General features: G+C 59.8%; 12 protein-coding genes. 9 read left to right on the forward strand and 3 right to left on the reverse strand.

Translation table 11 applies throughout. From position 1 onward, the window contains the following. Nucleotides 1–7 precede the first annotated feature (7 nt). A complete protein-coding gene (locus NH398_RS11470; protein ID WP_062374507.1) occupies nucleotides 8–226 on the reverse strand; it encodes a PA3496 family putative envelope integrity protein in 219 nt (72 codons plus the stop codon). Nucleotides 227–480: 254 nt separating this feature from the next. Between NH398_RS11470 and hexR the strand changes: the two genes are divergently transcribed. The 3 genes from hexR (at nucleotide 481) to NH398_RS11485 (ending at nucleotide 4859) form a co-directional block, all read left to right on the forward strand. Then, nucleotides 481–1335 (forward strand): transcriptional regulator HexR, encoded by an 855-nt coding sequence (hexR, locus tag NH398_RS11475; protein WP_253018661.1) that lies wholly within the window; start codon nucleotides 481–483, stop codon nucleotides 1333–1335. Between the two features lie 91 nt (nucleotides 1336–1426). After that, nucleotides 1427–3625, forward strand: coding sequence for a DNA helicase II (uvrD, locus tag NH398_RS11480; protein WP_253018663.1), 2199 nt, complete (start codon nucleotides 1427–1429; stop codon nucleotides 3623–3625). A 145-nt stretch (nucleotides 3626–3770) separates the two neighbouring features. Then, complete coding sequence (locus NH398_RS11485) at nucleotides 3771–4859, forward strand: TRAP transporter substrate-binding protein (protein ID WP_253018665.1); 1089 nt, start codon at nucleotides 3771–3773, stop codon at nucleotides 4857–4859. A gap of 70 nt (nucleotides 4860–4929) precedes the next feature. Here the strand turns inward: NH398_RS11485 and NH398_RS11490 are convergent, their stop codons facing one another. Beyond that, nucleotides 4930–5343 carry an acyl-CoA thioesterase gene (locus tag NH398_RS11490; RefSeq protein WP_159343590.1) on the reverse strand — a complete coding sequence of 138 codons (414 nt, stop codon included), beginning with the start codon at nucleotides 5341–5343 and terminating at the stop codon, nucleotides 4930–4932. 131 nt (nucleotides 5344–5474) lie between these two features. On the opposite strand from NH398_RS11490, the gene NH398_RS11495 reads away from it, so the two are divergent. The 6 genes from NH398_RS11495 to cysZ all read left to right on the forward strand — a co-directional run bounded on the left by NH398_RS11495 (nucleotide 5475) and on the right by cysZ (nucleotide 11411). Then, nucleotides 5475–6422 carry a PstS family phosphate ABC transporter substrate-binding protein gene (locus NH398_RS11495; RefSeq protein ID WP_253018667.1) on the forward strand — a complete coding sequence of 316 codons (948 nt, stop codon included), beginning with the start codon at nucleotides 5475–5477 and terminating at the stop codon, nucleotides 6420–6422. Between the two features lie 95 nt (nucleotides 6423–6517). Then, nucleotides 6518–7636 (forward strand): ABC transporter permease subunit, encoded by a 1119-nt coding sequence (locus NH398_RS11500; protein WP_253018669.1) that lies wholly within the window; start codon nucleotides 6518–6520, stop codon nucleotides 7634–7636. Next, complete coding sequence (gene pstA, locus NH398_RS11505) at nucleotides 7636–9048, forward strand: phosphate ABC transporter permease PstA (RefSeq protein WP_253018671.1); 1413 nt, start codon at nucleotides 7636–7638, stop codon at nucleotides 9046–9048. Before NH398_RS11500 ends, pstA begins: the two co-directional genes overlap by 1 nt. Beyond that, on the forward strand, nucleotides 9042–9854 hold the full coding sequence (pstB, locus tag NH398_RS11510) for a phosphate ABC transporter ATP-binding protein PstB (protein ID WP_159343593.1): 813 nt from the start codon (nucleotides 9042–9044) through the stop codon (nucleotides 9852–9854). The genes pstA and pstB overlap by 7 nt, the downstream gene beginning before the upstream one ends. 30 nt (nucleotides 9855–9884) lie before the next feature. Further along, nucleotides 9885–10610, forward strand: coding sequence for a phosphate signaling complex protein PhoU (phoU, locus tag NH398_RS11515; RefSeq protein WP_159343594.1), 726 nt, complete (start codon nucleotides 9885–9887; stop codon nucleotides 10608–10610). A gap of 69 nt (nucleotides 10611–10679) precedes the next feature. Next, the gene (gene cysZ / locus NH398_RS11520) at nucleotides 10680–11411 is read left to right on the forward strand and encodes a sulfate transporter CysZ (RefSeq protein WP_159343595.1); all 732 of its coding nucleotides are present in this window, start codon (nucleotides 10680–10682) and stop codon (nucleotides 11409–11411) included. Between the two features lie 73 nt (nucleotides 11412–11484). Here the strand turns inward: cysZ and NH398_RS11525 are convergent, their stop codons facing one another. Beyond that, a complete protein-coding gene (locus NH398_RS11525) occupies nucleotides 11485–11805 on the reverse strand; it encodes a hypothetical protein (RefSeq protein WP_159343596.1) in 321 nt (106 codons plus the stop codon). Nucleotides 11806–11985: the final 180 nt, after the last annotated feature.

Genomic DNA, 11985 nt, shown 5'->3' on the forward strand with positions numbered 1-11985 from the left:
GCTGTTGTTAGTGCAATTCGCTCTCTTGCGGTTCGTCATCGTCCGGTAAGGGAGCGATATCCCGCGACAATTTCTGAAACTCCCGATGCAGCTCAATCCCTCTGCGTGCCCTTAGGCTACGCTGGGCGGCGCTGCGCCGACGTTGGGCATGCTCATCGACCTCCATACTCATGAATATGTCGAGCAATTCGCTTTTTACCGAGGTCATTCGTTCGACGTTTCTCATGATCGACGCTCCTCCAGGTGAAGTTGCCTACGTCCACCTGCATCCGTGACGACTGATTTTTAAATGATGCAGTGCGGCACGTCACTTCTTACTATAACCTACTTGACAAAATGATGACGAATCTTGAAGAAATGGGTTAACGCCCTTTAAACGGCAGTGATCATCGGTGAATCCCGCTGCCCTCTTCGCGTCACTCAGGCATACTGTGGCTACCCAGGCTGCATAAGCACGATCGAGAATTTAAGGAGCTGAACGTGAGCCGCGCCCTGTTCGATGAAATGAGACGCCGCATGGAGCATTTCCGTCGCTCCGAACAAAAGGTAGCGCGGTTCGTGCTGCGTAACCCCGATGAAGTGATCCATATGCGGATCGTGGACCTTGCCACCGAGGCAAAGGTGAGCGAACCCACCGTGGTGCGCTTCTGCCGTGCCCTTGGCTGCAACGGTTTCCAGGACTTCAAGCTTCAGCTCGCCCAGATGCTGGCCAGCGGTAGTCAGTTCGCCCAGTTCTCCATGAACGATAGCGACTCAGTGGCGGAGTTCTCTCACAGCATTTTTGACTCCACCGTCGGCACGCTGCTGTCGGTGCGCGACCGGCTCGATAACGATGCGCTGGGACGGGCCGTGAACGCGCTGGCCATGGCCAACCGGGTGGAGTTTTACGGCTTTGGAGCCTCTGGTGCCGTGGCCTTCGATGCCCAGCACAAGTTCTTCCGCCTGCAGATCTCGACCTCCGCCTACGCCGACCCCCACATGCAGAACATGTCGGCGGTGACGCTGCAAGAGGGCGATGTGGTGGTGGCGATTTCACAAACCGGGCGAACCAAGGCGCTGGTGGCCAGCGTGCGTTTGGCCCGCGAAGCGGGGGCGACGGTGATTGGCCTGTGCCCCAGCGAGTCGCCGCTGGCCCATGAAGTGAGCCTACCGCTGTTTATCGATGTGCATGAAGATACCGAGATTTACACGCCGCTCAGCTCACGCATCGCGCACCTGGTGCTGATCGACGTACTGGCCGTCGGTGTCGCGAAAACCCGTGGCCCCAAACTCGCCGAGCAGCTCAAAGCGGTGAAAAAGAGCCTGACCACGCTGCGTTACCCAGACGACCACTAACGGCGGACCAGCGCGACGTACGCTGTATACCCAGCCAGTGGGCGGGCTGTGCTAAACTAACCGCCCATTTTCCGAACCGGCAGCGGCTTATATGGACGACGTCACGGCGATACTTGATCAGCTCAACCCCGCTCAGCGGGAGGCAGTGAGCGCCCCCCAGGGCAATCTACTGGTACTGGCGGGGGCTGGCTCCGGTAAAACCCGCGTGCTGGTTCACCGCATTGCCTGGCTGATGCAGGCCGAGGGGCTCTCTCCTTACGCGCTGCTGGCGGTCACGTTTACCAACAAAGCGGCACGGGAAATGCGCACGCGCCTTGAAGCGCTGCTGGGTATTTCCATGCGCCACGTGTGGGTCGGCACCTTCCACTCCATTGCCCACCGGCTGCTGCGCACCCACTGGCAAGATGCCCGCCTGCCGCAACACTTCCAAATCATTGACTCCGACGACCAGCTCCGGCTGATCAAACGGCTGCTCAAAGATTACTCGATTGACGATGAGCGCTTCCCGCCCCGCCAGGTACAGGGGTTTATATCTGGCTGCAAAGAGGAAGGGCTGCGCCCTCATCAGGTGAACGTGAATGGCGATGCGTACCTCGCCCAAATGGTCGAGCTGTACGAGCGCTATCAGTTCACCTGTGAGCGCGGCGGGCTGGTGGATTTTGGCGAGCTACTCCTGCGCAGCCTGGAACTTCTGCGCGATAACCCGCCGCTGCTGAACCACTACCGCGAGCGTTTTGGGCATGTGCTGGTAGACGAGTTCCAAGACACCAACACCCTGCAGTACGCGTGGCTGAAACTGCTCACCGGCCAACAAACGCCGATGACGGCGGTCGGCGATGATGACCAGTCGATTTACGGCTGGCGGGGCGCCAAAGTGGAAAACATCCGCCGCTTTGAAGAGGAGTTTCCCCATACCCAGACGGTGCGCCTGGAGCAGAACTACCGCTCGACCAGCGCCATTCTGGATGCCGCCAACGCGTTGATTAGCCACAACACCGAGCGGCTGGGCAAAAACCTCTGGACCGACGGTATCGAGGGCGAACCGATCTCGGTATACGCCGGGTTTAACGACCTGGAAGAAGCTCGCTACATCGTCGATACCATCAAAGAGAAGGTCGAGGAAGGCTTCAATCGCCGTGATATCGCCATCCTATACCGCTCCAACGCCCAGTCGCGACTGCTGGAAGAGACGCTGATTCGCCAAGGCATGCCCTACCGCATTTACGGCGGCCACCGCTTTTATGAGCGGCTGGAAATCAAAAACGCCCTGGCCTACCTTCGCCTGCTGCTCAACCGGGACGACGACGCCTCCCTGGAACGCGTCATCAACGTGCCCACCCGAGGCATCGGCACCCGCACGGTGGAAATTGTTCGCCACCGCGCACGAGAACAGGGCGTTTCGCTCTGGCAGGCGCTCCACGACGCGATTCAGGATGGCACCTTAAGAGGCCGGGCGGGCAACGCCGTGCAGGCCTTCGCCAACCTAATCGAGCAGCTCGATAACGACGCCGCCGGGCTGCCGCTGCATGAGATCATCGACCATGTCACCGCGCACACCGGGTTAATCGAGCACCACAAAAGCGAGCGTGGCGAGAAGGGCCAGGCGCGGGTCGAAAACTTGGAAGAGCTGGTCACCGCCGCCCGCGCCTTCACCCATGGCGACGCCTTTGAAACCCCGGAAGCGGGCGAAGGCATGGCGGCGCTGGAAGCATTTTTATCAGAAGCTGCCCTCAACGCAGGCGACCACGAAGCCGAAGAGTTCGAAGACAGCGTGCAGCTGATGACGCTGCACTCGGCGAAAGGGCTTGAGTTTCCGGTGGTGTTCATCGCCGGTGTGGAGGAGGGGCTGTTCCCGCATAAGATGTCGGTGGAGGAGCCTGGGCGGCTCGAGGAGGAGCGCAGGCTTTGCTACGTGGGCGTTACCCGCGCCATGCAGAAGCTCTACCTGACCCACGCGGAAACCCGCCGTCTGCACGGTAAAGAGGTGTTTCCGCGTCCGTCGCGCTTCTTGCGTGAACTGCCACCCCACCTGCTGGAGGAGGTCCGCCTGCGGGGCCATGTGTCTCGCCCGGTGACCGCCTCGCGGCAAAGCTTCGCCCAAACCAGTATCGAGAGCGACGGCGAGCTCCCCGCGCTGCATGTCGGCCAGCGCGTCGAGCATCCGGTGTTTGGCGAAGGCATCATCCTCAATGCCGAAGGCGAAGGCGCCCGGGCGCGGGTACAAGTCAGCTTCGATGGCGAGGGCGTGAAGTGGCTCGTACTGGGGTTTGCCAAACTAACGCCGCGTTGAACCGACCGCCCCGATCAACCCAAAAAAAGGGCAAGGCAAGACAGAGACTTGCCCTATAAAAGCGGCTTAGCGCATACTGGCGGGCGGACACTGCGCTCACTGCGCTTATAAAAAAACAGCCTATAATTTCGGAGTCATGCCCGCCATGCAACGCCGCCAATTTTTGAAAACCGCCGGCCTGGGTGCCGCCGGTGTCGCTGCTGCCCCTTTCGTTTCTACCGCTAGCGCTAACGAAACCTACACCTGGGACATGGTCACCTCCTGGCCGAAGAATTTCCCCGCCCTCGGGACCGGCGCCAACGACTTTGCGCGTCGTGTGGAGCAACTCTCCAACGGCCGTATGCGCATTCGTGTACACGGTGCGGGCGAGCTGGTACCGGCACTGGAAGTGTTTGATGCCGTCGCCGCTGGCACGGCTGAAATGGGTCACTCCGCATCTTACTACTGGCGCGGCAAAGTGGCTGCGTCCCAGTTCTTTACCGCCGTGCCGTTTGGCATGACCACCACCGAAATGAACGCGTGGCTGTACCACGGCGGTGGCCAGGAGCTGTGGGACGAGATCTACGCCAACCACAATCTCAAGCCATTTGCCGTAGGCAACACCGGCACCCAGATGGCGGGCTGGTTCAAAAAAGAGATCAACTCCCTCGAAGACATGCAGGGCCTGAAGCTGCGCTTGCCGGGGCTTGCCGGGGAAGCCATGAACGGCATCGGTGTGAGCACCGTGAACATGGCCGGTTCTGAGATCTTCACCTCGCTGCAAACCGGTGCGCTTGACGCGGCGGACTGGGTGGGCCCCTACAACGACCTGGCCTTTGGCCTGCACCAAGTGGCGGACTACTACTACACGTCCGTGTGGAACGAGCCCTCTGCCGTCCTCGAAGGCACCATCAACCTGGATGCGTGGAACGCGCTGCCGGCGGATCTGCAGGACGTGATCCGTGAAGCGGCACGCGCCTCTAACCTCGCAATGATCAGCGAGTTTGCCTACCGCAACGCCCAGGCCCTGGAAACACTGGTGGAAGAGCACGGCGTGCAGCTACGCACGTTTCCGGAAGACGTTATGGCCGCGCTGTACGAATCCTCCAAGCAGGCGATTCAGCGTCAGGTAGAGAGCGATGAAGAGTCTCGCCGCGTTTACGAATCCTACTCGGCCTTCCAGAAAGTGGTGCGCCCGTTTAGCGACGCGGGTGAGTACGCTTACCTGAAGAGCCGCGACAACGTCGGCGCCTAACCTACCGGCCAACGTCAAAGGGCGCCTCGGCGCCCTTTTTGCTGCTGTGAATGGCTAAGGCGAGGGCGTACTAGCCATGCACGGCGCGGATACGGCCATTGTCATCCAGCGCCACCATGACAAAACGCGCTTCGGTGACTTTCTGGCGCTCCTCGATGTGGCGGCCATGGGGTGGGCGTACCCACACCTCGACATCGATTTTGATCGAGCTGTGGCCAATCTCCTGCACTTGGGTATAGACGCTCACCATGGACCCTACTCGCACCGGACTCAAAAAGTCCATGGCTTCGATGGCGACCGTCGCGGTGCGGCCACCCGCTTCACGCCCGGCTGCCAGCTCCGCCGCCTGATCCATATGATTGACCAACCAGCCGCCAGGAATATCGCCGTAGAGATTGGTATCTTGCCGAGAAGCCAGTAACTTTAAAGTGAGCTGCCCTTTAGGGGCCGGTACGTCGTCCAAGTCGGTGTCCAGCGGTGTCATAAGGTGGTCGCTTTGTAAGGTTATTGTTGTGGTGAAGGTCGGTCGGTGGCACGGAGGAGCGTAGCGTTGCTGCATCGCAACAGGTTGGGGATAGTTAATCATAAGAGGGGTAACGTTTGAAGGGCAATCGTTTGACGCGCCATTGTGGGCGGATTCAGCGGTGTTATCGCCTCTTGGTGGCGATCGCCTGGCTGCTTTGCTGCACGGTTGCCGTGGGGCAGCCAACGTCGGTCAGTGGCACCTTGGGCGCCGTTGGCTCCGATACCATGGCCGGACTGATGCTCCGCTGGGGGGAAGCGCTCGATCACCGCTATCCCGACATTAACCTGCAGTTTCAAGCGGGCGGCTCCGCCAGCGCGCCCACCGCGTTGGTCGCGGGGACGACACGCTTTGGCCCTATGTCGCGCCCTATGTCCGACACCGAACGCCAGCAATTCATCGAGCGATATGGATACCCGCCCCGAGAGTTGAAGGTGGCCCGAGATGCGCTGCTGCTAGTGGTGCATCGCCATAATCCGCTGGCATCGCTCACCCGCGAGCAGGCCGACGCGATTTTCTCCACCTCGTTAGATTGCGGTGGGCTGCGCCCCATCCGGCGCTGGGAACAACTGCTGCCCAGCGACCAGTGGCCCTACGGCAAGATTGCGCTGCATGGTCGCAACCTGGCCTCCGGCACGCACGGGCTGTTTCAAGACCGCGCCCTGTGCAATGGCCAATTTCGCCGCGATATCAGCGAACACCCCGGTTCTTCGGCGGTGATTGCCGCCGTGGGTGAGTCACCCAACGCCATGGGCTATGCCGGCTATAACCACCTGAACCCCATGGTCCGCGCGCTACCATTGATCGACGACACGGGCCACGCCATCCGTCCAAGCGTCGCGACGATTCAGGACGATACCTATCCACTATCGAGAGATCTCTACCTATACGTTAACCTCCCGCCCGGCGACACGCTGCCCCCGGCCGAGCAGGCGTTCATTGAACTGATCTTCTCTGAGGAGGGTCAGCAAATCGTTCAAGCGGCGGGATTCGTGCCGTTGCCCCAAGCTCAGCGCCAGCCGCCGCTACTGGCTCCCTGAGCTGTCACTTAACTGTCATAAACATACCGTAGGGTGGGACGCTTCGGCCATGTACGTACTTTTTGCCACGGCACTCGTTTCTTTATGATGTCGACATGACTCCCCCACGGCTACCTCTTTCGCGTCAGCCGCTGCGCCTCATTCACGACCGTATCGCTACCGGATTGATTACCGCCGGTGGCATCGGCGTTCTGTTGGCCATTCTTGCCATTGGCGTGTTCCTCGTGTGGGAAACGCTGCCACTGCTGACGTTTGGCGACGCCTTATCACTCAATACCTTATCGCCCCTGGCCTGGGGCACACTCAAAGCGGCACTTGCCGCCATGCTGTTCGCCACGCCTATCGCGCTAGGTGCCGCCATGTACTCGGCGCTATTCATGTCGGCTCGGCTGCGTGGCCGTATCAAACCTATGCTGGAGCTAATGGAAGCCATTCCCGGCGTAGTAGTAGGTTTCATTGCCGGACTACTGTTAGCCCCCTGGGTGGAACAACACTTGGCCAGCACCCTACTGGTGCTGGTGTGGCTGCCGCTAAGCGCGGGCTTGGCCGGTATTCTCTGGTATGTTGCCAGCGCCAAGGTGCGCCAGTGGCTGCCGCTCTCTTGGGCGGGCGTGTGGCTAATGCCGTGGCTCGCCATCATGATCACACTCGCACTATGGCTAGCCCCGCTCTTGGAGCACGCATGGTTTGGCGGCGACCTGCGCCGCATGCTCGACCAGCAGTACGGCCTGGACTACGCCACCCGCAACGCGCTGATCGTGGGGATCGCCATGGGGTTTGCGGTGATTCCCAGCATCTACTCGCTGGCAGAGGATGCCCTCGCCGATGTGCCCGCCAACTTGATGGAAGGTGCCCAAGCGCTCGGCGCGAGCCGCTGGCAGGCGCTCTGGAAGGTGGCCCTTCCTACGGCCGGGCCAGGGGTCTTCTCGGCGGTCATGATCGGTGCCGGGCGCGCCGTGGGCGAAACCATGATCGTTTTGATGGCCAGCGGTAACACGGCGCTCTTTAGCGCTAGCCCCTTTGAGGGACTGCGCTCCCTATCGGCGTCGATTGCCATCGAGCTGCCGGAAGCCTCCCCCGGTGGCATGACCTACCACCTGCTGATTTTTGCTGCTCTAGCGCTGTTTTTGTTCACCTTTTTAGTCAACACGCTCGCCGAGGTGGTTCGCCAGCGGCTGCGTCAGCGCTATCAACGACTAGGGGGTAACCGCTAATGCGTTGGCTCCCACGTCCGCCCCGCCTCACGGCCATGGGCAGCCTGCTATGGCCATGGCTATGCGCGGCCAGCGTTGCATTATCGCTGTTGATGTTGGCGACCCTGCTGACGCTGCTGGCCGCCCGTGGCCTTGGCCACTTTTGGCCCGCCACGCTGGAAGAAGTCACTCTACGCTCCGGCGAGACGGTGATCGGCCAGGCGGTGCGGGAGGCCCCACTGCCCAATGCGGCGGGCACAGAGCGGCTCTACTTTACCGGCAACCGCGATATCGACGGTAATAGCTGGCGCTGGGTGGCCTTGGACGACATCGCCACCGTCGCCGTACCCAACGACCTCATCCGCCTAGAACGGGCCCCCTGGGGCGACTTCATTGGCCGCCTGGAAACCGTCGAGAGCGATGGCCAGCGTTTCGAGGGAGATGCCGCCTGGGCATTTGTCGCCCAGGCCATGGCGCTTCCCGAGAGCCAGCGCCCCGTCGCCCAGCTACGGCTCACCGCTGCCGATGGCCATCGCGTGACCCAACCGTTGGCGGGCGTCATGCGCTTCCAAGCGCCCAACGCCATGTCCTGGGGGCAGAAAGTCGTCGTCTGGAGTGAGCGCATTTGGCAATTCCTCAGCGAAGGCCCGCGTGCAGCCAATACCGGTGGCGGCGTTTGGCCCGCTATTTTCGGGACGGTGCTGATGGTGATCCTGATGTCGGTCATCGTGACACCGTTCGGCGTGCTGGCCGCCATTTATCTCAACGAGATCGCGCATCAAAACCGCCTGACCCGCTTGGTCCGTATCGGCGTACGCAACCTTGCTGGCGTGCCGTCGATCGTATATGGGGTATTTGGCTTGGGGGTCTTCGTTTACGGTATCGGGGGCTCCATCGATAGCTGGTTTTTCGAAGATGCGCTGCCGTCGCCCACGTTTGGCACGGGCGGCCTGCTCTGGGCATCGTTGACCCTGGCGCTGCTGACGCTGCCCGTCGTCATCGTCGCCACCGAAGAGGGACTGGCGCGCATTCCTGACGCTCAGCGAGAGGGGGCGGTGGCGCTAGGCGCGACCCGCTTAGAAATGCTGACCCGCGTGGTACTGCCCATGGCGACTCCAGCGATGCTCACCGGGGTCATCTTGGCCGTGGCCCGGGCCGCCGGAGAAGTGGCGCCGCTGATGCTGGTCGGCGTGGCGAAACTGGCCCCACAAATGCCCGTCGATGACGAATTTCCCTATTTGCACCTAGAGCGCAAATTCATGCACCTCGGCTATCATTTATTTGATACCGCGTTTCACGGCGAAGACGTTCAAGCCGCCATCCCACTGGTGTTTGCCACCGCCCTGCTGCTCGTGCTGATCGTGCTAGTGCTTAACTTAACTGCCATATTTCTGCGTCATTATCTAAGGCGTCAACGAGGGAACGAATGCTAGCGTTATCGTCCGCCCACCCGACTCAAACACCGGTGACTCGCTTTACTGCCGAAACCTGCTGTTTGAGCATCAACCAGTTTCACCTCGCGTATGCGGGGAAAACGGCGTTGCGCGACCTAACGCTCGATGTGCCTCGCCATCGGGTCACCGCCTTCATCGGCCCGTCGGGCTGTGGCAAGTCGACCCTGCTGCGTGCCATCAACCGGCTGCACGATCTCAACGAGTCGGTGACGCATCAAGGCCAGATTCAGCTGGAGGGCCAGGACATTCACGCCCCACAGATGAACGTCACCGAACTGCGCCGCCGCGTGGGCATGGTGTTTCAAACGCCCAATCCGTTCCCGATGTCCATTTATGAAAACGTTGCCTTTGGGCTGCGTTTACAAGGGCGCATGCCCAAGCGCAAACGGGATGACATCATCGAGTGGGCGCTAACGTCTGCCGCCTTGTGGGATGAGGTGAAAGACCGCCTTCATCGCTCGGCGTGGCAGTTATCCGGCGGACAGCAGCAGCGTTTGGTGATTGCCCGAACGCTCGCCGTCCAACCCGACGTCCTGCTGCTGGACGAGCCCGCCTCGGCGCTGGATCCGATCTCGACGCTGAAAATCGAAGAGTTGATTCGTAACCTGAAATCCCAGCTCACGCTGGTACTGGTTACCCACAATATGCAGCAAGCCGCACGGGTATCCGACTACACGGCTTTTTTGCAGCAAGGTGAACTCGTTGAATACGGGCCAACGGATCAAGTGTTCACCAACCCGCGTTTACAACGCACCGAAAACTACATCACCGGCCGCATGACCTAGGCCCAACCGACGTTACGTCAGGAGTGCTCAATGGATATTACGAGCGATACCCACAGCCAGCATATCTCTCGCCAGTTCAACCAGGAGCTGGAAGAGCTGAAAACCCACCTGATGGCCATGGGCGGTCTGGTGGAAAAACAGGTACAAGACGCCGTTCACGCTCTGCTGGAAGGCGACAGCCGCCTGGCCGAAAAAGTGCGTGACAACGACCGCCAGGTCAACGACCTGCAGCTTCAGATCGATGACGAGTGTACCCGCGTCCTGGCACGTCGCCAGCCGGCCGCCTCTGACCTGCGCTTGGTACTTGCCGTCATTCGCGCCACCTCGGATCTCGAGCGGATCGGTGACGAAGCCAGCAAAATCGCCCGTAACGCGCTGCTGCTGAGTGAAAGCAGCAGCGGTATTCGCGGTTTGGTGGAAGTGCGCCATATCAGCGAACACGTGCGGAAGATGCTGCGCGATGCGCTGACGGCCTTTGCCCGCTTCGATACCGAGCTGGCCATGCAGGTCGTGCGGGAAGACGAGTCCGTGGACGACGAGTATGGCAGCGCCATGCGCTCTCTAATGACGTTCATGATGGAAGACTCGCGCTCAATCAGCTCAGTGCTCAGCATCATGTGGGTACTGCGGGCACTGGAGCGCGTCGGCGACCACGCCAACAACTTGGCGGAGTATGTGGTCTACCTGGTGAAAGGCTTGGATATTCGCCACAGCGATCCCGACACCCTAGATCAGAAGGTACTGAAAAAGTCTTGACCTAGCAGGCCATTCCTCCTGCAATACGCCCAGATGATTCATCTGGGCGTTTTTTTTAAAGGAGTAAGCATGGTGGATGCCATCACGGCGTTGAGCCAAGGCACGCGCTTGGTGTACCAAAAAGGGCTGCGGCGCTATATTTTCCTACCGATCCTGGTCAACCTCATCGTCTACGCCAGTATGCTCAGCGTCGTCTTTCAGCGCTTTTCAGGCTGGTTGGATAGCGCCATGACCATGGTACCCGGTTGGTTGGAGTGGCTCTCCTGGCTGATCTGGCCGCTCTTCTTCGTTAGTCTGCTGGTGGTGATCTTTTTCACCTTCACCCTCGTGACTCACCTGATTGCCGCACCGTTTTACGGCTTTCTTGCCGCAAAAGTCGAGCGACAAGCCACCGGGCGAGAACCGCTGGATGATCGCGGACTGGCTAAAACGGCCGTCGACGCGCTGGGTCGCGAACTGGTCAAGCTCGGCTATATTCTGCCGCGCATGGCGGCACTGTTCATTCTCAGCTGGATACCCGGCCTCAATCTGTTGGCACCGATCTTGTGGGCCCTGTTTTCTGCCTGGGTGATGGCCATCACTTACCTTGATTATCCGATGGATAACAACAAGGTCACGTTTCGCGATATGCGCAACCGTCTCTCACGACGCTGGTGGCCCAGCCTCACCTACGGTGGGCTGATCATGCTGGTCACCTGGATTCCCCTGGCCAATCTGTTCTTGATTCCCGGCGCCGTCGCAGGGGCGGTGCTCATGTGGGATGGTCATTACCGCGGCACGCACGATGTGGCTACCCCTTAACGACGCGACAGGCAGAGGCATCGCCACAAAAAACCCCGCCTAGGCGGGGTTTTTTAGGGATATAGCGCTGAGCTTACCAACGGATACCGTCACCTTCGTCGCGGTTCAGCTCATTGGCGTCATAGCCCGTTTTGCTGGTCGCTGTGTCGGTTGAATCGTTGGCGCTGCTAGACGTGGAGTAATCCAGCGTGTCGCCTTCGTCATGGGTCAGGTCGCTAGTGGAGTACTGGGCAGGGCCTGACGTATTGTGCGAGCTTGGCTCGATGATGTCGTGACCTGCAGAGCGGTCTTTATTCAATTCAATGGACGTGTGGGCAAAGGCCATTGGGCTTGCAACCAAACCGAACGCAACGCCTAGAACAGCCGTCTTTTTCGCTAACTCGTTGAATAACATTGATACGTACTCCTTTAACATGGAGCCAATCGGCGTAGGCGAGAACCAATGAGCGTCTACGACTAATGGCTAACTTTACACCTAGCTTTTGCATGCAGGATGCCATTTTTCCAAAAAAAAAATAAAAAACCAATAAAAACAAATATTTATTAAATTTAAATAGTGCACAATATAATGTTG

This window comes from Halomonas sp. CnH100-B, from assembly GCF_024124605.1.
In the GTDB taxonomy this organism is placed as follows: domain Bacteria; phylum Pseudomonadota; class Gammaproteobacteria; order Pseudomonadales; family Halomonadaceae; genus Vreelandella.

What these genes read in the sequence shown, in the direction of transcription:
- NH398_RS11490 (WP_159343590.1), bottom strand. Translation starts at nt 5,343, where the DNA reads ATGACACCGCTGGACACCGACTTGGACGACGTACCGGCCCCTAAAGGG.
- pstA (WP_253018671.1), top strand. Translation starts at nt 7,636, where the DNA reads ATGCGTTGGCTCCCACGTCCGCCCCGCCTCACGGCCATGGGCAGCCTG.
- NH398_RS11500 (WP_253018669.1), top strand. Translation starts at nt 6,518, where the DNA reads ATGACTCCCCCACGGCTACCTCTTTCGCGTCAGCCGCTGCGCCTCATT.
- cysZ (WP_159343595.1), top strand. Translation starts at nt 10,680, where the DNA reads ATGGTGGATGCCATCACGGCGTTGAGCCAAGGCACGCGCTTGGTGTAC.
- NH398_RS11470 (WP_062374507.1), bottom strand. Translation starts at nt 226, where the DNA reads ATGAGAAACGTCGAACGAATGACCTCGGTAAAAAGCGAATTGCTCGAC.
- uvrD (WP_253018663.1), top strand. Translation starts at nt 1,427, where the DNA reads ATGGACGACGTCACGGCGATACTTGATCAGCTCAACCCCGCTCAGCGG.
- NH398_RS11525 (WP_159343596.1), bottom strand. Translation starts at nt 11,805, where the DNA reads ATGTTATTCAACGAGTTAGCGAAAAAGACGGCTGTTCTAGGCGTTGCG.
- NH398_RS11485 (WP_253018665.1), top strand. Translation starts at nt 3,771, where the DNA reads ATGCAACGCCGCCAATTTTTGAAAACCGCCGGCCTGGGTGCCGCCGGT.
- pstB (WP_159343593.1), top strand. Translation starts at nt 9,042, where the DNA reads ATGCTAGCGTTATCGTCCGCCCACCCGACTCAAACACCGGTGACTCGC.
- phoU (WP_159343594.1), top strand. Translation starts at nt 9,885, where the DNA reads ATGGATATTACGAGCGATACCCACAGCCAGCATATCTCTCGCCAGTTC.